Consider the following 20,872-nt stretch of genomic DNA (forward strand, 5'->3'; position numbering starts at 1 on the left):
ACTCATTTCCCCCTTATGATTCATTCCCTTTTGTTTTAAGCGAGTATTTCTTTTGCGATAATCATCTTCATCACTTCTGTCGTTCCAGCGTAAATCGCTGGTACTGGAATGTCTCGGTAACGGCGTGCAATTTCATACTCTTCCATATAGCCGTATCCCCCATGAAGTTGGAGACATTCGCCTGCGACACGTTTCGCCATTTCACTAATCCACCATTTCGCCATCGATACTTCTTTCACAATCGCTTCCCCATTTAAATGACGTTCGATAACACGATCTAAATAAACGCGTCCCATATCGATTTCAGTCGCCATTTCTGCTAATTTAAATTGTGTATTTTGGAAGTCCGCAATACGACTACCGAACGCTTTACGCTCTTTTACGTAGTCAATCGTTAACTCAAGCATCACTTCAGCTTCTACTTGTACTTCTAATGCGACGACGAGTCGCTCTTGTTGAAGTTTTTCCATCAAGTAGTAAAAGCCTCTACCTTCTTCCCCTAATAAGTTTTCCACAGGTACTTTCACATCTTCAAAAATGAGTTCCGCTGTATCCGCAGAATGCATGCCAATTTTGTTTAATTTTTTCCCGCGTTTAAATCCTGGCATTCCTTCTTCCACAACGAGCAAACTGATCCCTCGATATGCTGGCTCTGCTTGTGGATCTGTTTTACAAACGACGACGACATAGTCTGCATGAAGTCCGTTCGTAATGAATGTCTTTTCTCCATTTAAAATGTAATGATCCCCTTCACGTCGAGCTGTCGTACGAACTGCCGCTAGGTCGGACCCTGTTCCTGGCTCCGTCATCGCCACAGCTGAAATCATTTCGCCCGTAACACTTTTCGGCAACCAACGCTGTTTTTGTTCTTCTGTTCCGTAAGTCGCAATGTAAGGGCTTACAATATCAGAGTGTAAACTAATACCACTCGCAAGACCTGCCCCTACACGCTCCAATTCTTCCGTTAAAATAACAGAATATGAAAAATCAAGACCTAATCCTCCGTACTGTTCTTCCACCCAAGGGAGTAAAAAACCATTCTCCCCTAACTTTAACCAAAACTCTCTCGGAATATCACGGTCCGCTTCCCATTGTTCAAAGTACGGATAAGCTTCTTTCTCTAACATTTTGCGCAATGCATCTCGGAACATTTCATGTTCATCTGTTAAATAACTTGCTCTCATTTACTCCAACCCCTTTTCATCACTTGTTCAAAATTGAATTGTTCTCATTTTAGCAAACGCTTACATAGAAATCAACAAAATTTGAACGTTGTTTAAATTTAATTTAATCATATATTATATTTAAAACTTAATTTTTACGCCTTTAAACATCAGAAATGACGCCTTTAAACTTATTTCTCAATATTTCTATATTTCTTACGATAACTTTTTGACTCTCGTTTAAAAAATAAACATAAAAAAACTTGCATAAATTTTATGCAAGTTTTAAAATCATTTACTTTTGAATACTTGTTGCATCTGCATTTTCTTCTACTACTTCTTTGTAATAAAATTTACGGCCTAAATACGTTTGGAAAATAAGGATAATACCACCGATTGTCCAGTATAAAGGAAGTGCAGCCATCACTTGACTTGAAATGACCATGATCATAATAGGCGACATATATACCATGAACTTCATCTGTTGTTTCTGCTGTTCTGGCATCGTCCATAAAGACACACGCGCTTGTACGAAGTATACGAGACCTGCAAGCACCATCATGATGTAGTCAACATCTCCAAGTGTGAACCATAAAAACTCATGCGATTGAACGTCTTTTGAGTACAAAATTGCGAAATAAAGCCCCATGATGATTGGCATTTGAATAAGTAATGGTAAACATCCCATATTGAGTGGGTTGACACCATGTTTCGAATATAAGCCCATCATTTCTTGTTGAAGCTTCATCATCTCTTCTTGATTGCCTTCTGCTTTCGCTTCCTTTAATTTCTTCTGAATCTCTTCCATCTCAGGACGAAGCTTATCCATCTTCACTTTCATCTCTTGCTGTGACTTGTAGTTTTTCAACATGAGTGGCATGAGGAGGAAACGGATAATCAATGTAATGACGATGATCGCTAATCCGTAATCGTTAAACTGTGTACCGAAAAATGTGAGCAAACCTTCCATCGGTTTAACAAACACTTTGTAGAAAAATCCTGTCTTTTGCTCGACGCTCTGACACCCTGCGAGGACAAATGTCAGCATAGACAACATAAATAACAAATTAATTTTTTTCTTCAATCAATTCACCTTCATCATTTTGAACTACTGAAAAGTATACCTTATGTTGAACACCAATTACAAACGTTCTCTTTCATTCCGGTGATTTTCTTTAACGACTTTCCGAAAGAAGTCTCCCATCCTCAAGGAGTGTGAAGGTGCGAATAGCACCAATGAGTAGGTGGGAGATGAATTTCGGTTGGCTTTAGCCAAAGAATTTGGTAAAATATAGACATAATGTTCTTTGACAACTGGATATATGGAGTTGCATACGGAAATAAGAGCGAAAACCAAGCCCCTCGTATGCGTAAAATATCCAAGGTACTAAAAACATTGCGTATCAGTAGGGTTGGAATGCCCCGAATTCACGCTCGTGGAGAACACATAAGACTTGCTTGCAAGCTATGTTCGTGGAAGCGAGAAGCCCCCACTTCAAACGAAGTTAAGTGGTGGGTAGTTCACATCTTTTATATTTTTGTCTATGCTCAATATTTTATTTTTACGTCGACATACTTCATTATTAATTCACAATCTCATTCTATTATGTTTGCATGAAGTTTTATTTTAGTTTTTTCTCCTATAAAGAAAAAACTGAGTAGTCTTAGACTCTCAGTTTGACTCATTAAATAACTTGTGGCGTTATTTCATATTTAAAGAAATTTCGACTTAAACTATTTCTGAAACGTCTTGGTGTTTCACCTGTATATTTTTTAAAAATACGTGTGAAATAGCTTTGGTTGCAGAAATGAAATTCTTCCGAGATTTCTGAAATGCGTTTCGTAGAAAAACGTAAATAATATTGCGCTTCTTCTACTTTACGAATATTAATATATTCAACAAGTGTCACACCAGTATGTTCACGGAAAATACGAGATAAATGACTCGTGCTCACTTTAAAACGGTCAGCGATTCCTTCGACTGTTAAAAACTCTAATAAATGACTATCAATGTAATCGATGACTGCATTTACTGTTTCGTGCATCAATTGAGCCGGTTCGCGTTCGCGCAATACATACATGTAAAATTCAATTAGTTCACCTGCGATTTCATAAGCATTATCTTCAGCTAGTTTTTGTTCAATAATGGAATCACATACTACATTGAAAGAAAATGCTTCAGAAGGATCTAGACGCTTATGTACAAGTCTACGTGTTACAAGACCTGACATTGATATTAAATAGTTTTTAACACAAAGCTCTCCTTCTTGATTGTTTTGGATGAAATCAATTAATTGACCTAATTGATCATGCGCTAAACGCTCATTAAAACGTTCTAAGTCTGAAATAAACGCTTCTTCTACACGATAAAATTGTTGCCAGTTCATAAAAGTATTCATATTTTCATAAGATGGAGTTGACGGTAATATCTCCATCCATTTTACATCTCTCTCTACACGTTCATTCATTATGTTCACCCCTCAACCTCTTACAATTCAATTAGCTTTCTTCTTTTAAATGTTTGTGGTACAGACCGTCAGCATTAGCATCCGCATCGTCTTCTACTTCTTGACCGTAGTATTGAACACTCGTTTGAGCACCTTCACTTACCATTTCATTATCTGCTGTGTCATAAGGATCTGGGTTGCCCGCTTTCTTTTCCAAATCTTCATGATGTGATGATGTCTGTTCCACTTCCGAGCCATTCGTATACTCTGTTTTTTTCTGTTCGATAAATGACTCTACTTTTTCTTTCGTATCTTGTACAAATTGTTGTGCTTTTTCACGATTCGCCGGATCTTTAAAGTACGCATATGCTCCTGCCGCAATCGCTGTAACTGCTAAACCTTTTAACTTCTTACCCATATATATCGACCTCCGATAATTTTTGTACAGTATGTATTGCCTTTTTTTTCGTTTTCAAACCTTTTTTGATGATTTTCTTTTATTTTTTTCAAAATTTAGACATAAGATGAACAATATTTAAAAACAATAGCAGAAAATAATGAAGTTAATCTTAACAATATACTAATTAAAACGCATATAAAAAACACTTTTCCTCAATGGTTGGAAAAGTGTTTTTTCATTATTATTTTTGTTCAGGAGGTTGATTGCTTAAATCTCCTTGCACGTCGTGTAACGGGCGAAATGTTTGGTCAGGTACAAGTGGCTTTCGAATAAACGCCATTCCTGCAGCAATGTAAAGTAAAATAGAAGGTAAAGTGATAACACCTGCCATAATACCACCTAAAATAAACATCACTCCTGCTGCTTTCACCTTTGCTGGATTCCCTACTTGTACGGCTCCTACAATCGCTAAGACGAGTGCGATCGCCCCGATAATAACGAAAACCCAACCGAATGAAATAAAACTTTCAAATAACTGAAGAACAGCGACTACTTCATCTTCTGTCAATGTGAGTTGTGGATCTTCCATTAAATCTTGTACTAATTCTGCTTTAAATTCGTCCATTTTAAACAGTGCACCCATGCCTACGGTTAAGAAAACTATTATTAAAATGCCGAGTCCAATTAAAATTGCACTAATGATCGCTAATACTCTTTCTACTGTACGTTTCATCTTTTTCACCTCTCATAGAAAAAGCTACAAGCTAAAAAATAGGCTTGTAGCTTTTCATTTATGATGTTTTTACATCATCGTATTCTGAATAACGCTCGAATGCTGTAACGACGTAAGAACAAACAGGTTCCATCTTATACTCTTGCTCACGTGCGTACTCTGCTGCGCGGTCTAACAATTGTTTCGCAACCCCTTGACCACGAAGTTTTTCTGAAACGAATGTATGGTCCATCGCCATGACATCACCTAACATCGTCCACGTAATTTTTGCCAGTTCTTCGCCGTCTTGTTCATTAACGAAAGCGTAAGATTCCCCACCTAAATCAACAAATTCAAATTCCATTTCTGCCACCCTCTCTAGTTAAGATTTAAACCATGATTTTATTTTATCAAAAATATCTGCAAAAAACTGCTTTACACTCTCCCAAAATCCAGGATCGATGCTTCCAATTTTATCTTTTAACTTATTCGCAAGGTCTGTCATTTGGTCTGAAAGCTTTGAAAAGTCGATATCGAGACTACGAATACGATCCATTAAATCAATGAGTAATTGACGATCTTCTTCGCTCAATTCAATTTTGAACTTGCTCAACTGTTCATTGACGATTCGTTCGACATCTTCTTTCGTCGCTGGCGCTTGTTCAGCAATTTGTTTTTTAATTTCTGTTAACAGTTGCGCTACTTCATCTTTATTAACGTTCGATTGTTCTGCAAGCTTTGTCGCTACCGACAGTTCATCGTTCGCTACATTTGTACGTTCGATATCGAGCGTACCTCCTGCGTCTTCATACGCTTTGTAAATGCCGACGAGCGCTGAATGACCTGTTACAGCTTTCGGTGCTGCGACTTCTACTTTCGCATCTTCCACGCCTGCCGTTAAAATCGCTGTCGCATACATATCGCGCGTCACTTGTGTAATGTTTTCAGGTGTGACGATTTCAACCGTCAACCCTTTCCCTTCATCGAGACGTGTAATTTTTGCTGATGAGAACATACGCGCATTGCCATTCCCGTTCGGAATGTATTTAATTAAGTCTTGACCTGTCACCGTCACTTGTTCATAATCATCGCCCGCTGATACGTTGAGCTTGTTTAATACATTCGCTTTTTCATCTTCTGACAAGTTCGCTCCGAGTGCAACGATCGGCACTCCTAATTTCTCATCGATTGGCTCCACTGCCTGTGCGGTTTGAGGTAGCCAAATCGATAAGAGCAATATAGATATAAAACTGAGTAAAACGAATTTTTTATTCATTATTTTCTTCCTCCTCGTTATCGTTAAAACGTTTGTCCGATAAGAAAAGTTGCAAATTCGTTATTTTTTCTTCGTCCAACCATCCGATTGTTCGATTAAACCTTTTTTCATAAGACGACCGAGCGCTCGTTTAAACGCACCTTTACTCATGTCGAAACGATCTTGAATTTCTTCAGGTGCTGAGCGGTCGGTAAATGGCATTTCGCCACCTACACTCGTTAAATACATATAAATTTGATCAGCATCATCATCTAAGCGCTCTTCTTTACGTGGAAGCAATGAGCCGTTCATCGTGCCGTCTTCCTTTACTTTAATGATACGTACGTCGACGAGTTCTCCGAGACGCGGTTCTTTTTCGCGCTCTGTTTCGTGCACGAAAATACGGTACATCGGATCTTCTGTGAGAAGAAATGTTCCGACAGGTAGTAAGCGATAAGGACGCGCTTTTAAATCCGCATTGAACAATTCTTCAGGAGCTAACTCAATCTGTTCTTGAACGCGGTCTTCCGTCGCCAAACGTCCATAAATCGTACCACCCTTATCCGTACGTAAAGTCATGTATAGCTGATCGCCTTTTTTCGGCCATAATGCTTCAAACTTCGGTAAGTCTGTACGGTCGACGAGCACTTCAATCGTTGAACCGATATCGACGAATACACCTTCTGAACGTTCTGAGCGTAAAACGGTCGCATAGCCATATGTACCGATTGACATATTCGGTAAAATCGTCGTCGCAATCAATTGTTCTCGGCGGTTTAAATAAACGAATACGTCCACTTCTTGCCCGACTTCTACAGGTTCTAAAGCATCCGATTCGTTCATTAAAATTTCTTCATTATTCACTTCGATAACCCATCGTGAACCTTCTTGTGCACTGACTGTCCCTGTAACGATTGTACCTGCTTGTATTGTTGTCATACTTCTCATCCTTCTTCTGCTCGAATTTGTTCGAGTTTATCTGTAAAACTTGGTGTCTCTTCAATCGCACGTACTAAATCTGTAATACGGTCGATTGCGTTCCAGCTCAAATGATGTTCAATTCCTTCAACATCATTGTAAATGTATTCTTCATTGACCCCGATAATTCGTAAAAATTGTTCGAGTAATTCATGACGCTTCACTAATTTTTTTCCGAACACTTTTCCCTTTTCAGTCAATTCCAATCCACGATAACGTTCGTAAATGACATAGCCTTCTTTATCTAATCGTTGCGCCATCTTCGTCACAGAAGACGGGAGCACGTCTAGCGCGTCAGCTACATCTGAAACACGAGCTTCTCCACGCATTTCCAACTGCAAATAAATTTGTTCGAGGTAATCTTCCATACCTGGTGTTGCCATCTGTCGTCCACCTCCAGTATGTCTATCGTTCGACACTATTCTTTTATTATGCCAACTATCTCGTCAATTGACAACTTGCAATTACCGAATAGAAAGCGCTCATGGGAGTAGGAACTCGCATGAGCGCTTCAATTCATTCAACCTTAGCATAAATGCACGTATTTCGTAAATGTGTGCCGTCCGCCGTTAAATCATCTTGTTTTAAAACACCTTCTAATTCAAAATCGAGACGTTCTGCAATTTTGCGGCTCGGGCTATTATTTTCATCACAGCGAATTTCTACACGTCGTGCGTACAATTTCTCGAATGCAAAACGTGTAATGCGTTCAACCGCTTCTGTCATGTAACCGAAACCTTGGAATCTTTGATCAAGCCAATAGCCGATTTCAAAGCGTGGAATGTCCCAACGAATGCGATGTAAGCCAGAACTTCCAATGAACTCTCCCGTTTCTTTCAAGAAAATATGAAGGCGTAAATCTTCACGCGTCGTAAATTTCGCGATCGCTTGGCGAATACTGTCCTCTGTACTTTCTCGAGTAGGACGGGTTTGCGCCCACGGCATCCATTGCTTCAAATCATCATATGATGAAAATGTCGATTCGAATACTGCGTCAATATCTTCTAAACGAGGGGCACGAATAATTAATCGTTCCGATTCAAATTGTTCTGGAATACAGAGGGGGATGCCTGTCTTCCCCGTCTTTTGATTGTCTGAACCCCAAATGACTGCGGGTGTTTGATTCGATTTGTAATCTTCGCGCGTCATTCCGTAAGTGACCGCATCGTAATAACGATTTTCTTTCGGTGAAAACCACGAGTTACGCAAGTGCGCTTCTTTGACAAAACCTGCTCGTTCAAATGTTTTACGCATCGCTAAATTATCTTGGCGCGTATGACCTTCTAAACGGATTTTTTTCGTCGGTAATTCAAAAACATATTTCGTCAAGAGGCGCAGCGCTTCAGGACCGTATCCTTTACGACGATGTTCGTCTGCAATACGTAAATCGAAAAATGGCATATCATCTAACAAGTCGTAAAGCTTCACGATTCCGACTTTTTGTTCATCATCATTGACGACCCAAAACGTTTTCACATCATCCGATTCATAGCCACCCTCTTGTACAGTCTTTTCAATCAACTTACGTTCAGGATCACTCTCCGCATGATATGGCCACGTATTCGTCGTCATAAAGTGTATTAATTGTTCTACTTCTTCTATTGTCCATTCGTCCAAACGCATACGAACACTCCTTTTGCGCTTCAGTTAATCTTGCACTTTTAACAATCGTAACGAATTTAGAACGACAAGTAAAGTAGCACCCATGTCTGCGAAAATGGCGATCCATAACGTCAACCAACCTGGGATAACGAGCAATAAAGCGATGATTTTTAAGCCGAGTGCGAAACCGATATTTTCTTTAATGATGCGTAATGTTTTACGGCTTAGCTTCATTGTATACGGTAGTTTTTCAAGGTCATCAGCCATGAGTGCGACGTCCGCTGTTTCAAGAGCAGTATCTGTTCCTGCTCCTCCCATTGCGATTCCGACGTCTGCAGTCGCAAGTGCTGGCGCATCGTTAATGCCGTCACCGATCATCGCGACTTTTCCGTACTTTTGTTGAAGCTCTTTGATCGCTGTCAGTTTATCTTCTGGCATTAAGCTCGCACGCACGTCCGTCATTCCGATATTAGAAGCAATCGCTTGTGCTGTCACTTCATGATCCCCTGTTAACATGACCGTATGAGCGACACCAATGTCTTTCAATTTACGAATGACTTCAGCACTTTCTTCACGTACTGGATCCGCTACTGCGATCAATCCTTTAAATACGTCATCGATGACAATTGCCATCACTGATTTTCCTTCTGCTTGAAGCATTGTAGCACGCTCTAAATAGTCAGTTGGAACATCCGCTAATTCTGTCGCCCATTGAATACTTCCGATCGCAACATTTGCTCCTTTATATGTCGCATAAGCGCCTTTTCCTGTGACCGATTGGAAATTTTGAGCTTCTTCACGATGCACTTCACGCTCTCCACCGTACGTGACGATTGCACGAGCTAACGGGTGCTGCGACATTCCTTCTACTGCAACGACCGCTTCTAAAACAGGTAATGCTTCATCTTCTTCCACAACGACGAAATCCGTCACTTCCGGATACCCTTTCGTGAGCGTCCCTGTTTTATCAAATGCAATCGCTTGAATATGTCCTGTTTCTTCTAAATGTACGCCACCTTTAATTAAAACGCCTTGACGTGCTGCGTTACCAATTGCTGTCACAATCGCCACAGGGGTTGAAATGACGAGAGCACAAGGACAACCGACGACGAGAACTGCTAATCCAAGATAAATCCATTCCACCCATGGTGCACCTGTCACTAATGGTGGTACAACCATCACAAGTAAAGCGATAATAATAATGGCTGGCGTATAATATTTAGCGAAACGGTCGACGAACTTCTGACTCGGAGCTTTTTCAGCTTGTGCTTCTTCGACGAGGTGGACAATTTTAGCGATTGTCGTATCATTGACGAGTTTCGTTACCGTCACTTCCAGTGCGCCTTCTTCGTTCAATGTTCCTGCGAATACTTCAGAACCTTGTCCTTTCATCGCTGGAACTGATTCTCCTGTAATTGCGGATTCATTCACTGTCGATGCCCCTTTTAAGACGACACCATCCATCGCTATCTTTTGACCTGGTTTCACAATCAATATATCACCGACAACGATATCTTCTGTATCTAGTTCAACGAATTCAGTACCGCGACGCACGACTGCTGTAGCAGGTGCGATATCCATTAACTGTTGAATCGATTGGCGAGATTTATTCATCGAATAAGCTTCGAGCGCCTCACTAATTGCGAACAGTACGACGACGACCGCTGCTTCTTTCCACTCTTGAATGATTGCAGCACCGATTACTGCAATCGTCATCAATGTTTTAATATCAAATTCAAAACGCGCTAAATTTTTAAATCCAACTTTAAAAATACTCCAACCACCGATGAGAATAGCAGCTGCAAATAAACCTACTGCGACAGGTGCTGTTTGTGATTGTTGACTGGAAACAATCCAACCTACTGCCACTAAAATAGCTGAAATCATCGTAATGATATTTTCTTTTCTTTTATACCAAGGCGTTGGAGGAGTGAATACTCGCTTTTCAGATGCTTTACGCACTTTGATTCCATCAAACGCTCCTGCTTCTTCTAATTCTTCAATTGTCACATCGCCCTCGATAGACAATTTGGAAGCTCCGAAGTTCACTTGAACATCTTTGACATTCGGCAAGTTTTTAACATTTTCTTCGAATTGAATCGCACAACTCGCACAGTTTAAATTTTCAAGTCGAAACTCTTCTTTTTTTCCTTCTTTTGCGACGACCATGTTATTCCTCCTCTATTGAGTGTTCATATGCTATTTTCACTAAATCGTGAATGTGATCATCCGCTAATGTGTAGTACACCATCTTTCCTTTTTTCTCTGACTTCGCGAGTGATTTATCTCGCAAGTAGCGCAAGTGATGAGATGCTGTCGCATTTGATGCCCCGATGACAGCCGCTAAATCACAGACACACATTTCTTCTGTAATCGTTAACGCATACGCAATTTTCAAACGCGTTTCGTCCGCAAGTGCTTTAAAAATCTCGACCATACCGAGCATATTTTCGGGTAATTGTTGCTGAACGTCACGAACTGCTTCTTCGTGAACGATCGTAATATCACACGTATCTTTCATCTATATTCTCCCTTTCATTCAAACGTTCATTTGATTGTATTGTATCGATTTTTTATAGAAATAGCAATACATTCAAACAATCATTTGAATAAGAGTTCTTTCCTCCTAATATTTCACATTTTCTACACAAAAAAATCGATTACTCCGAAAAGTAATCGATTTTGTATTAAGCATACACTTCTTCGCCCATCGCTTCTTTTAACGCTTTCACTTGTTTTTTATCCGTTAAAATGTAGAGGACATCACGTTCTAACAACTCTGTTTGCCCTGTCGGCATGACGAGTTCTCCATCTCGAATAATCGCCGAAATGACGGTGTCATCCGGTAAGTCCATATCTTGAACGAGACTGTTTAAATACGGTGAATCGTTTGAAATTTCAACTTCCAACATTTCCGCATTCGCCTTATCCATCGAAACGAGTTCTAATTGGTGAATACGTTTCGGTGATGGCGGTGCTTCAAGTCCGAGCCAACGTGCGACGTTCGAAATCGTTGAACCTTGTAGTAAGGCGGATGTAATGACGATAAAGAAGACCATATTGAAGTAAAGGTATGCATTTTCTACCCCTGCAAGTAATGGGAATGTCGCGAGTACGATCGGTACCGCTCCGCGTAAACCTGCCCAGGAAAGAAAGAGCTTCTCTTTAAATGTGTAATCGAAGAAAATAGTACCGACGAAAACAGCAATCGGTCTTGCGATAAACATTAAAATAAATGATAAAATTAAACCTTTTGAAATTAAGTCCCAATTCGCTAATTCGCTCGGGAAGACGAGCAAACCTAAAATGACGAACATGACGAGTTGCATGAGCCATGCAAAGCCTTCGTGGAAACGTAAAATGGAGTGGCTATGATTCAGTTCACGATTACCGATCATAATTCCCGCAACATATACCGCTAAAATTCCACTCCCACCAACGAGAGCTGTCAAACTAAATATTGCCATCGCAAACCCGATCGACAATACCGCATATAGACCACTCGCATCGAGTTTTATTTTGTTCATCCATTGAGACGTGAGCCAGCCGAAGAGAAGTCCAAGTAATAAGCCAAGGCCCATTTGTAAGAAGAAACTAATAATTAAATTGCCGAATGCAAAATCATCTAACGTTAACCATTGAATGAAAGCGACGGTTAAAAACATCGCCATCGGGTCGTTGGATCCGGATTCCATTTCAAGTGTCGCGGACATTTTCGGTTTAATGTTTTGACCGCTCATGACAGAAAATACTGCCGCGGCGTCAGTCGATCCGACAATCGAACCTAATAAAAATGATTCAATCCAACCGAGTCCTAAAACGTAATGAATCGCGACTGCTAAAACGGCTGTCGTTAAGACGACCCCTAATGTCGCTAAAACAGCCGCTCCTTTAATAACAGGCCTGACATTACGCCACTCGGTTTGGAGACCCCCTTCAAATAAAATGACGACGAGAGCGAACATCCCGATCGTTTGAGCTAATCCAGCGTCCGAGAAGTAAATTAACCCCGATATGTCACTCCCGAGCACCATCCCTAAAATCATAAAAAGTACGAGGGCAGGAACACCTGCCTTCGATGTGAGCTTCGTCATTAAGACGCCACTTAATAAGAAAAAACCAATTAATAAAACTACTACTTCTACCGTAAATTCATTCATCTTGTTTCGCAATGACATTCGTTGATTTAGAGCTGATGGACACGATCTGCAAATTGTAAAACACCAGTAAATCAAACAAATTCATCACTCCCTCCTTCGTCTAGTTTTTTTGAGAAAACAGGTTGTCTTCTCTACCTATTCGTGAGGTTACACTCGTGATGAAATCGCGGTCATCCCGCGTATTCTATCTCTTTGTCCATCAGAGCCTACTCTTCACCAACAATTCTTACTTCTAATTCTAATTCAATACCGTAGCGACGCTTCACCTCTTCGCGCACCATGCGAATCGTGTTGACATAATCTGTCGCTGTCGCATTGTTTTTATTGACGATAAATCCAGCATGTTTCGTCGATACTTCAGCACCGCCAAACCCTTTTCCTTGCAAACCACTATCTTGAATAAGTTTCCCTGCGAAGTGACCAGGTGGGCGCTTAAACACACTTCCTGCAGACGGATATTCCAGCGGTTGTTTCGATTCACGTTGATGTGTTAAATCCGCTACTTTCTCATCAATTTCTGCTTGAACGCCAACTTCTAATGAAAAGAGTGCCGACATGACGTAGTAACCTTCTGTCTGGATAATGCTCGTACGGTAGCCGAGCTGTAGCTCATCTTTCGTCAAAGTGAGCAATTCACCAGATTTCGTCAGTACTTGGACAGAAACGACGATATCTTTCATCTCTCCTCCGTAAGCACCAGCATTCATCATCATGCCTCCACCGATCGACCCTGGGATACCACAAGCAAATTCAAACCCTGTTAAACTGTGAGTCGCTGCCATTTTAGAAACATCGATCAAATGCGCTCCTGCTTCTGCATAAATGTCTGTCCCTTTCACCTCAATCGCATTGAGCTTTGCAAGATGTAAAACGATGCCCCGCACGCCTCCATCGCGAACGACCATATTCGAACCATTTCCTAGTAGCAATAAAGGAATGTCATTTTCAAAAGCATATTTGACAACGGCTTGACATTCTTCAATCGTTTGGGGCATGACAAATAAATCCGCCGCTCCTCCGAGGGCAGTTTTCGTATATTTATGTAAGTGCTCATCTTGTAAAACCGTTCCTTTAGAAATGAGCCCTCTCAATTCTTCTACTTTACTTTGATACATAGTTAGCCAAATCCTTTCACCTTCAATAACTTTTGTTTATGCGCGCGCAAAAAAAGAAACAGTAATCCGTGAAAAAAGCGTGCTGTTTCTTCATGAGGCGTAAGTGCAATATGATTCATCCTATTCTTAATTATGGATTGTCGGCAAACTTTTTACAAGAAATATTCATCGGAATTCGAGAGATATTTTTGTTTAATCTTTTGCGATAAAGGGTAATTGTTATATAGAAAGAAATTTTCAAAATGGGAGGAATCACAATGACAAAATGGGTAATCGATCCGGCGCATACGTCAGTAGACTTTTCAGTACGACATTTAATGATTTCGAAAGTGAGAGGTCAGTTCAACGAGTTTCAAGGGGAAATTGATGGGGACGTTGAAGATTTCGAAAATGCAACGATTCATTTTACAATCGAAACGAACTCGATTAATACGAACCAAGAACAACGAGATGGTCACTTAAAAAGCGCAGATTTCTTCGATGTCGAAAAGTATCCACAAATTACGTTCAAATCAACGACAATCGAGCAAACAAAGGCAAATCACTTTAACATTATCGGAGAAATGACGATAAAAGATGTGACAGGGAAAGTTACTTTCCACGCAGTACGCGAAGGTGTAGCACAAGGTGAAAATGGCCGAATTGCAGGCTTCCATGCATCGACTGAAATCAATCGTCAAGATTACGGTTTAACATGGCAACAAGCACTTGAAACAGGTGGTGTCATGGTCGGCAATACCGTTTCCATCTCTGTTGACTTCGAAGCACAAGAACAATAATGCAAACGCCGAATCATCGTAAACTTTGAATGACTAAACGCTCTAGTGAATAGACATTCTACAATTCGATTCATTCTAGCGAATGCAAACGTAAGCTTACGTAACTTTAAATGGAGGTTCGGATAAAACCACCTCTACAAAGTCGATTCACTTTTATTTACTTTAAAAGTGAATCGACTTTATTTAGTTTACAGCTAAATGAAGATAGAAAACGCACGGAATCAAAAATGACTTTTGACTCCGTGCGTTTTTTGAGTTTGTTTAAGAGTTAATCTTAGCCTTTTGTCGTTTTAAATTTCACATTTTCCGTCTGCACACATACCGCCTGCATCTTCATCTCCTAAAACTTGGAGAGTTGGTTGAAGACCTGCTTCTTGTGCTACTTTTTCGATTGCTTGTGCGAATACTTCCGCTGGTTGTCCGCCTGACATCGCATATTTGCGATCCATGACGAAGAAAGGAACACCGCGCACACCTACTTGAGCTGCTTCTGCAATATCCGTACGCACTTCTTCTTCGAATGCGTTTGAGCTTAATACTTCTTTCACTTCCGCTTCGTCGAGACCGACTTCTGTCGCAAGTGGAATGAGTACTTCATCGAGACCAATTTTTTGACCTTCGATGAAATATGCACGAAGTACGCGCTCTGTAAATTCGATATCGAGCCCTTTCGTTTTCGCGAATTTCGCTAAACGATGTGCTTTAAATGTATTCGCTGGCGTTAGAGCGTCTAAGTTGTAGTCAAGCCCAACTGTTTTCGCTTGCGCTGCCATATTTTCCATCATGCCGAGCGCTTCTTCTTCACTTTTCCCGTATTTACGCGCTAAGCTTTCATGATATTTCTCATCTGTGCTCGCTGGCGCTGTCGGGTCAAGCTCATACGCTTTATATTCGACCGTTACTTGATCGCCATAAGGTGACATTTTTAACGCTTCTTCAAGACGTCGCTTCCCAATATAGCAAAATGGGCATACGAAATCTGACCATACTTCAATTTTCATAAAAAAACACTTCCTCTCTATTGTCCATCATAAAGAGGAAGTTTTTAAGAAACAACTTTTCTGCTTTTATGCAAATTGCAGCGCATGTGCTAAGTCTTCAAGCAAGTCTTCCACATCTTCTAGACCGACAGAAAGACGCACTAAACCATCTGCAATTCCGATTTCATGACGGCGCTCTTTCGGAATAGAAGCGTGAGTCATTTTTGCGGGTACTGAAATTAAACTTTCAACCGCTCCTAAACTTTCCGCTAATGTAAAATAACGAACGTTTTCAACGACTGCTTTCGCTTCTTCTTCTCCTTTAACAACGAAAGAAATCATTCCGCCATATCCTGAAGCTTGTGCTTGATGAGTTAAATGCCCAGGATGCGTCGAAAATCCAGGATAGTACACTTTTTCCACTCGCTCGTGATGATGTAAGTATTGCGCAATTTTTTGAGCGGAGCGTTCAATCTCTTCCATACGAACGCCGAGCGTTTTCATACCGCGGATGAGTAACCAACTGTCGTGAGGAGCGAGAACGCCTCCTGTCGCATTTTGAATGTAATGCAATCTTTCCCCTAGCGCACGTCCTTTCGTGACGACTAAACCTGCTACGACGTCGCTATGCCCTCCTAAATATTTCGTCGCACTATGTACGACAATGTCCGCACCATGCTCGATTGGGTTTTGGAAATAAGGTGTGCTAAACGTATTATCGACGATTAGTAATAGATTAGCCTTTTTCGCAATTTCTGCAATCGTCGGTAACGATGTAATTTTCAATAAAGGATTCGTCGGCGTTTCAATGAAGATCGCCTTCGTGTTCTCTTGAATAGCACGTTCCACTTCTTCTTTATTTGTCGTATCGACAAAAGTTATATCGATTTGATGACGGCTTAAAATTTGAGTCATCAGACGATACGTCCCGCCGTAAACATCTTCAGAAAGCAATAAATGGTCTCCTGCTTCAAACAGATCCATCACCGCTGTAATAGCTGCCATCCCTGAAGCGAAAGCGAAACCTCTATCCCCCTGTTCAAGTTCGGCAATTAATAACTCCACTCCCTCACGCGTCGGATTCCCTGTACGTGCATATTCATATTCAAAATCACCGATGGAACGTTGACGAAATGTGCTCGCTTGAACGATTGGTAATGATAAGGCACCTGTCGCTTCATCGACTGCACGTCCCCCGTGAATTAAAGCTGTCTTTTTTCTCATATTGTTCACTCCAATACATTTGATTGTAAATAACGTTCGATTCGGTCTGGAAAAATCGTGACGATATTCTGATTGCGCTCTGCTTGTTCAGCTTCTCTTTGCATCGCGACATAGGCGGCTCCTGATGAACTGCCGAGCAATAAACTGTGATGACGCGCAAGATAACGAGTCGCTTGAAAAGCTTCTTCGTCGCTTACCCAACTTATCTTATTAATTTCATCGGGATTGATAAATGTAGAATAGCAAGACATGCCAATCCCTTCGATAGCGTAAGGAGCTTCCGGATGCCCTTCTAATGTCGCTCCGACCGGTTGCACGAGTACTGTTTTAAGATTCGGGTTATATTCTCTCAAGCGACGAGCTACTCCGACGAGTGTACCACCTGAACCGCCCCCCGCAATGAGGACATCAATATTGCCATTAATATCACGCATGAGTTCATCCGCTAATCCAACGTAAGCTTCTGGATTCCATTCATTATCAAATTGATTCGGCATATATTGTGCGATTCCTTTTGAGACGAGTTTCTCTGCTCTTGTAATCGCCCCGTCCATTCCTTCATCTTCGCTCGTTTCAATTACTTTAGCACCGAGTGCGCGCATGAGCTGTTGTTTTTCAATGCTGAATTTCGCTGGCACTGTCACGATTAATTCCACTCCGAAATGTTGCGCTGCGATTGCCAGCCCAATTCCTGTATTTCCTGCAGTTGGCTCTACAACCGTATCTCCTTGTTGAATAAGGCCTTCTTGTAAAGCACGTTCAATTAAGTGATACCCGAGGCGATCTTTCACGCTTCCTCCGATGTTTTGATTTTCTAACTTCGCATAAAGTTGAACATTCGGATGCTTAAATTGATAGAGTGGCGTATCGCCGATTAATTGTATCGCTGATTGATAAATCATACAGTCATCCCTCTACTTAAAATATTTCATGCCACTCGTCGCGATGTGCTAACATGTCTTCCGCTAACTCTTTCGCTCCTTCTAAACTATGGCTCGCTGCCCATCCGCACTGCACTTCATTACAAGCGGGCACTTCTGTCGCGTTTAACACATCTTGCAAGACGTTTTCGACAAGTTGAAACACTGCTTCTTCATCCGATTCATTCAAAACGGATAAATAATAACCCGTTTGACATCCCATCGGACTTAAGTCAACAATTTGTTCACTATAATTACGGCTCAATTCCGCCATTAAATGTTCGAGTGAATGGACGGCAGGCATGTCCATATGTTCTTTATTTGGCTGTTTAAAACGCAAGTCATATTTATAAATGACGTCACCATGCGTGCCATCAATAACACTCGCTAATCGAATATATGGAGCTTTCACTTTCGTATGATCCAAATTAAAACTTTCGACATTCATCTTTTTCGTCATATTCATTCTCCTTTTGTCGCTTCTACTACCCAAACATAATGATTCATTTGTGTAAATCGTGTCGTAAATCCGCCTTTTTCGAATAATGATTGAAGGACGGGAATCGTTGGATAAAACTCGCTTTTCAAATCTGCGGCGAGACGGTCATAGCCACGTTGTTCTGCGCGTTCAATCGTTTTCGCGAACGCCTCATCAGCTACGAACATCGTATCTGCAAAAATCACTTTCCCACCTGGACGCAAGTTGCGTGCAAATTTATAAATTGCGCGCTCTTTCTCCTCATCTGTTAAATGGTGAAAGGCGTACGTACTTACTATTGAATCTACTCGTTCAGACAATTCATAGTTTAAAAAATGTCCGTCTTGTATCGTTAAATTGGGCAATTTTCGTTCGGCAATCGCTCGCATTTCTTGAGATGGTTCAATTCCTACTATTAATTGACCAGATTGTTGTAAGCGATCGGACAAGTTTCCCGTTCCGACACCAAATTCCACAATTTTGCCAAAGGCGCGCTCCGCAACAAAATCTAAAATTTCTTCGTATCGTTCAAACACTTCTCGATACTGTTCATCTTCTCCAAAAACTGTCGCGTCATAATGAGCAGACCACTCGTCAAAAAGTGTTGTAAAATCAACTTCCATTCTTTATCCCTCTATTCCTACTTGTTTAATATGAATTAAACTATAACATGCCTTTTTCAAAAAGACAATGAAAAGAAAAAACCTACCATCCTTGATAGGACAGTAGGTTCGATTTTAAATTTTATGCTTTCATCGCATCTGTTAATTGTGGGATGATTTGTTTTTTACGTGATACGACACCTTCTAAGAGTGCGCGATTGTTTTCAAGTGTGACATTGAAAGCACGCTCTACAGCTGAAGCTTGTTCGCCAACTGCAATTGCGACAGAGTTACTATTTAAAATATCTGTCGTTACGAAAACGAATAAATCGAGCTGTTTATTTTCTAAAACGGCACGCATCGCTTCTTCGATTTCAGATTGACGCGTTAACATATCGTTTAAGTCAACAGCGTTTACTTGCGCAACTTCTACTTTGTAATCGCCCATGCCAAATTCTTTCGAATCAAGTCCGACGAGTTGAGCTGCTGTTTTGTCGCTTAAGTCCGCTCCTGCTTTCAACATTTCTAAACCGTACGCTTCGATATCCACACCTGCAATCTCCGCAAGTTCCATCGCTGCTGTACGATCTTCTTCTGTAAATGTCGGTGATTTAAACAATAAAGAATCTGAAACGATTGCCGAAACCATTAACCCCGCAATATCTTTCGGAATGTCTACATTGTTTTCAGCGTAAATTTTTTTAATGATTGTCGCTGAACAGCCGACTGGCTCTGCACGATAGTAAAGTGGGCCCGCTGTTTCAAAGTTCGCGATTCGGTGATGGTCAATCACTTCAATAATTTGAACGTCATCGATATCATCGACTGACTGTTGACGTTCGTTATGATCTACTAAAATAACTTTCTCTACTTCTGGCTTCGCCTTTTCAATGAGACGTGGCGCCTCTACTTTGAAATAGTCTAAACCGTATTGTGTTTCTTTCGACACTTCACCTAAGCGAACTGCTTCTGCATCCATGCCGAGTTCACGCTTTAAATGTGCATAAGCAAGCGCTGACATAATTGAATCTGTATCCGGGTTTTTATGCCCGATGACGAGTACTTTCTCCATTCTGTATTTCCTCCTTGTTATTCATGCCATCATTTTAGCACAAATTTGAGATTTATATCGCTTCTTTTTCTTTATATTGTTGTTCGATTCTTGCGATGTAATTAATTGAGTACTCATTGAATTGTTCCGGTTGATCGATATTGCAAACATGACCTGATTTTTTAATCGGAATAAATTCAAATGTGTCATATCGACGCACGACTTCTTCAACTGGCGGAATGAACAAATAGTCTTCGTCACCCATCAGAAACAGTGTTGGTATATGAGTTGTGGATGCTTGTAAATTAGATAAATATGGATTGATAACTCGCGTTAAAGAGAGCCATTTCACAAATTCTTTTTGACACATTTTTTTCGCCTCATTGACGAAAACGAGACGGGAATGTTCATGTTCTTTTCGAGGCATAATGATATATGCAAATAACTTATACAAGGTCATATAAGGAATGATTCGCTTCGTTGCACGTCCGATCCATAAGAGCACTTTCGTTCGAATATCGAGACGAATAATCGCTCCACCTAAAATAAGCGATTTAATACGTTCTGGATGATGGTCTGCCATCGTTTGTGCAATGATTGTTCCGAGTGACATACCGATAATATGTGTCGACTCGATATTTAATTCATCTAATACTTCAACGACTTCATTCGATACATCTAAAAATGTATCGCCCTTCTGCCATTGTCCTTGTTCTGACTTCCCATGTCCTCTTAAATCGACGAGCAACACATTATGTTCTTTTCGAAATTCGCGTATTTGTTTATGCCATATTGATGAGCTTCCTCCCGCTCCATGAACAAATGTAACCCATGGCGCGTCGGGACCTGCTTCATATGTACGATAGTGTAGCAAAACGTTCACCCTTCCTTTTTGTTTCCTATACCCATTTTTGTAACGTGCTACGCTTTTTTAATATAGTAAAAAAATAAAAAGAGATATGCATGTAAATTTACGATGCACCTCTTTTTATTATACTAAAAAATA

Annotated in this window: 22 protein-coding genes; 1 reads left to right on the plus strand and 21 read right to left on the minus strand. The window is 40.6% G+C overall.

Annotated features, from left to right (window positions below; genetic code table 11):
- Window positions 1-35 precede the first annotated feature (35 nt).
- From ACFQ0V_RS09545 to murB, 14 genes are all read right to left on the minus strand, one after another.
- Window positions 36-1,184, minus strand: coding sequence for an acyl-CoA dehydrogenase family protein (locus ACFQ0V_RS09545; protein WP_381012722.1), 1,149 nt, complete (start codon window positions 1,182-1,184; stop codon window positions 36-38).
- Between the two features lie 274 nt (window positions 1,185-1,458).
- On the minus strand, window positions 1,459-2,247 hold the full coding sequence (yidC, locus tag ACFQ0V_RS09550) for a membrane protein insertase YidC (protein WP_381012724.1): 789 nt from the start codon (window positions 2,245-2,247) through the stop codon (window positions 1,459-1,461).
- Window positions 2,248-2,848: 601 nt separating this feature from the next.
- Complete coding sequence (locus tag ACFQ0V_RS09555; RefSeq protein ID WP_381012727.1) at window positions 2,849-3,631, minus strand: helix-turn-helix domain-containing protein; 783 nt, start codon at window positions 3,629-3,631, stop codon at window positions 2,849-2,851.
- Window positions 3,632-3,662: 31 nt separating this feature from the next.
- Window positions 3,663-4,028: a hypothetical protein gene (locus tag ACFQ0V_RS09560; protein WP_381012730.1), complete on the minus strand. Its 366-nt coding sequence runs from the start codon at window positions 4,026-4,028 to the stop codon at window positions 3,663-3,665.
- A 223-nt stretch (window positions 4,029-4,251) separates the two neighbouring features.
- A complete protein-coding gene (locus ACFQ0V_RS09565; protein WP_381012733.1) occupies window positions 4,252-4,743 on the minus strand; it encodes a DUF4064 domain-containing protein in 492 nt (163 codons plus the stop codon).
- Between the two features lie 58 nt (window positions 4,744-4,801).
- Window positions 4,802-5,086, minus strand: a complete 285-nt coding sequence (locus ACFQ0V_RS09570) for a GNAT family N-acetyltransferase (protein WP_381012735.1) — start codon at window positions 5,084-5,086, stop codon at window positions 4,802-4,804.
- A gap of 18 nt (window positions 5,087-5,104) precedes the next feature.
- Complete coding sequence (locus tag ACFQ0V_RS09575) at window positions 5,105-5,998, minus strand: DUF1002 domain-containing protein (RefSeq protein WP_381012738.1); 894 nt, start codon at window positions 5,996-5,998, stop codon at window positions 5,105-5,107.
- 60 nt (window positions 5,999-6,058) lie between these two features.
- The gene (locus ACFQ0V_RS09580) at window positions 6,059-6,916 is read right to left on the minus strand and encodes a CvfB family protein (protein ID WP_381012741.1); all 858 of its coding nucleotides are present in this window, start codon (window positions 6,914-6,916) and stop codon (window positions 6,059-6,061) included.
- A gap of 5 nt (window positions 6,917-6,921) precedes the next feature.
- Window positions 6,922-7,338 (minus strand): transcriptional regulator MntR, encoded by a 417-nt coding sequence (gene mntR / locus ACFQ0V_RS09585; protein ID WP_381012744.1) that lies wholly within the window; start codon window positions 7,336-7,338, stop codon window positions 6,922-6,924.
- 133 nt (window positions 7,339-7,471) lie between these two features.
- Window positions 7,472-8,578, minus strand: a complete 1,107-nt coding sequence (locus tag ACFQ0V_RS09590) for a GNAT family N-acetyltransferase (RefSeq protein WP_381012747.1) — start codon at window positions 8,576-8,578, stop codon at window positions 7,472-7,474.
- Between the two features lie 24 nt (window positions 8,579-8,602).
- Complete coding sequence (locus ACFQ0V_RS09595) at window positions 8,603-10,726, minus strand: heavy metal translocating P-type ATPase (RefSeq protein WP_381012750.1); 2,124 nt, start codon at window positions 10,724-10,726, stop codon at window positions 8,603-8,605.
- Window position 10,727: 1 nt separating this feature from the next.
- The gene (locus tag ACFQ0V_RS09600) at window positions 10,728-11,078 is read right to left on the minus strand and encodes an ArsR/SmtB family transcription factor (RefSeq protein WP_381012753.1); all 351 of its coding nucleotides are present in this window, start codon (window positions 11,076-11,078) and stop codon (window positions 10,728-10,730) included.
- Window positions 11,079-11,244: 166 nt separating this feature from the next.
- Window positions 11,245-12,717, minus strand: coding sequence for a potassium/proton antiporter (locus ACFQ0V_RS09605; protein WP_381012755.1), 1,473 nt, complete (start codon window positions 12,715-12,717; stop codon window positions 11,245-11,247).
- A 206-nt stretch (window positions 12,718-12,923) separates the two neighbouring features.
- Window positions 12,924-13,832, minus strand: coding sequence for a UDP-N-acetylmuramate dehydrogenase (murB, locus tag ACFQ0V_RS09610; RefSeq protein WP_381012758.1), 909 nt, complete (start codon window positions 13,830-13,832; stop codon window positions 12,924-12,926).
- Between the two features lie 257 nt (window positions 13,833-14,089).
- On the opposite strand from murB, the gene ACFQ0V_RS09615 reads away from it, so the two are divergent.
- A complete protein-coding gene (locus ACFQ0V_RS09615) occupies window positions 14,090-14,611 on the plus strand; it encodes a YceI family protein (protein ID WP_381012761.1) in 522 nt (173 codons plus the stop codon).
- A gap of 290 nt (window positions 14,612-14,901) precedes the next feature.
- On the opposite strand, the gene ACFQ0V_RS09620 is transcribed toward ACFQ0V_RS09615, so the two are convergent.
- From ACFQ0V_RS09620 to ACFQ0V_RS09650, 7 genes are all read right to left on the minus strand, one after another.
- Window positions 14,902-15,612 (minus strand): DsbA family oxidoreductase, encoded by a 711-nt coding sequence (locus tag ACFQ0V_RS09620; RefSeq protein ID WP_381012762.1) that lies wholly within the window; start codon window positions 15,610-15,612, stop codon window positions 14,902-14,904.
- A gap of 66 nt (window positions 15,613-15,678) precedes the next feature.
- Window positions 15,679-16,815 carry a bifunctional cystathionine gamma-lyase/homocysteine desulfhydrase gene (locus ACFQ0V_RS09625; RefSeq protein ID WP_381012764.1) on the minus strand — a complete coding sequence of 379 codons (1,137 nt, stop codon included), beginning with the start codon at window positions 16,813-16,815 and terminating at the stop codon, window positions 15,679-15,681.
- 5 nt (window positions 16,816-16,820) lie between these two features.
- A complete protein-coding gene (locus ACFQ0V_RS09630) occupies window positions 16,821-17,717 on the minus strand; it encodes a PLP-dependent cysteine synthase family protein (protein WP_381012767.1) in 897 nt (298 codons plus the stop codon).
- Window positions 17,718-17,733: 16 nt separating this feature from the next.
- A complete protein-coding gene (locus ACFQ0V_RS09635; RefSeq protein ID WP_381012769.1) occupies window positions 17,734-18,201 on the minus strand; it encodes an S-ribosylhomocysteine lyase in 468 nt (155 codons plus the stop codon).
- Complete coding sequence (locus ACFQ0V_RS09640) at window positions 18,198-18,836, minus strand: class I SAM-dependent methyltransferase (RefSeq protein WP_381012772.1); 639 nt, start codon at window positions 18,834-18,836, stop codon at window positions 18,198-18,200. The genes ACFQ0V_RS09635 and ACFQ0V_RS09640 overlap by 4 nt, the downstream gene beginning before the upstream one ends.
- A gap of 121 nt (window positions 18,837-18,957) precedes the next feature.
- Window positions 18,958-19,887, minus strand: coding sequence for a manganese-dependent inorganic pyrophosphatase (locus tag ACFQ0V_RS09645; RefSeq protein WP_381012774.1), 930 nt, complete (start codon window positions 19,885-19,887; stop codon window positions 18,958-18,960).
- Window positions 19,888-19,939: 52 nt separating this feature from the next.
- On the minus strand, window positions 19,940-20,740 hold the full coding sequence (locus tag ACFQ0V_RS09650) for an alpha/beta fold hydrolase (protein ID WP_381012777.1): 801 nt from the start codon (window positions 20,738-20,740) through the stop codon (window positions 19,940-19,942).
- Window positions 20,741-20,872 lie beyond the last annotated feature (132 nt).

It is taken from the genome of Savagea faecisuis (assembly GCF_042675605.1).
In the GTDB taxonomy this organism is placed as follows: domain Bacteria; phylum Bacillota; class Bacilli; order Bacillales_A; family Planococcaceae; genus Savagea; species Savagea faecisuis.

Coding starts and splice junctions, on each gene's coding strand:
- ACFQ0V_RS09575 (WP_381012738.1), bottom strand. CDS start 5,998: ATGAATAAAAAATTCGTTTTACTCAGTTTTATATCTATATTGCTCTTA.
- ACFQ0V_RS09545 (WP_381012722.1), bottom strand. CDS start 1,184: ATGAGAGCAAGTTATTTAACAGATGAACATGAAATGTTCCGAGATGCA.
- ACFQ0V_RS09615 (WP_381012761.1), top strand. CDS start 14,090: ATGACAAAATGGGTAATCGATCCGGCGCATACGTCAGTAGACTTTTCA.
- ACFQ0V_RS09620 (WP_381012762.1), bottom strand. CDS start 15,612: ATGAAAATTGAAGTATGGTCAGATTTCGTATGCCCATTTTGCTATATT.
- ACFQ0V_RS09645 (WP_381012774.1), bottom strand. CDS start 19,887: ATGGAGAAAGTACTCGTCATCGGGCATAAAAACCCGGATACAGATTCA.
- ACFQ0V_RS09595 (WP_381012750.1), bottom strand. CDS start 10,726: ATGGTCGTCGCAAAAGAAGGAAAAAAAGAAGAGTTTCGACTTGAAAAT.
- ACFQ0V_RS09640 (WP_381012772.1), bottom strand. CDS start 18,836: ATGGAAGTTGATTTTACAACACTTTTTGACGAGTGGTCTGCTCATTAT.
- ACFQ0V_RS09590 (WP_381012747.1), bottom strand. CDS start 8,578: ATGCGTTTGGACGAATGGACAATAGAAGAAGTAGAACAATTAATACAC.
- murB (WP_381012758.1), bottom strand. CDS start 13,832: ATGTATCAAAGTAAAGTAGAAGAATTGAGAGGGCTCATTTCTAAAGGA.
- mntR (WP_381012744.1), bottom strand. CDS start 7,338: ATGGCAACACCAGGTATGGAAGATTACCTCGAACAAATTTATTTGCAG.
- ACFQ0V_RS09580 (WP_381012741.1), bottom strand. CDS start 6,916: ATGACAACAATACAAGCAGGTACAATCGTTACAGGGACAGTCAGTGCA.
- ACFQ0V_RS09555 (WP_381012727.1), bottom strand. CDS start 3,631: ATGAATGAACGTGTAGAGAGAGATGTAAAATGGATGGAGATATTACCG.
- ACFQ0V_RS09560 (WP_381012730.1), bottom strand. CDS start 4,028: ATGGGTAAGAAGTTAAAAGGTTTAGCAGTTACAGCGATTGCGGCAGGA.
- ACFQ0V_RS09570 (WP_381012735.1), bottom strand. CDS start 5,086: ATGGAATTTGAATTTGTTGATTTAGGTGGGGAATCTTACGCTTTCGTT.
- ACFQ0V_RS09600 (WP_381012753.1), bottom strand. CDS start 11,078: ATGAAAGATACGTGTGATATTACGATCGTTCACGAAGAAGCAGTTCGT.
- ACFQ0V_RS09605 (WP_381012755.1), bottom strand. CDS start 12,717: ATGAATGAATTTACGGTAGAAGTAGTAGTTTTATTAATTGGTTTTTTC.
- ACFQ0V_RS09630 (WP_381012767.1), bottom strand. CDS start 17,717: ATGATTTATCAATCAGCGATACAATTAATCGGCGATACGCCACTCTAT.
- ACFQ0V_RS09635 (WP_381012769.1), bottom strand. CDS start 18,201: ATGAATATGACGAAAAAGATGAATGTCGAAAGTTTTAATTTGGATCAT.
- ACFQ0V_RS09565 (WP_381012733.1), bottom strand. CDS start 4,743: ATGAAACGTACAGTAGAAAGAGTATTAGCGATCATTAGTGCAATTTTA.
- ACFQ0V_RS09625 (WP_381012764.1), bottom strand. CDS start 16,815: ATGAGAAAAAAGACAGCTTTAATTCACGGGGGACGTGCAGTCGATGAA.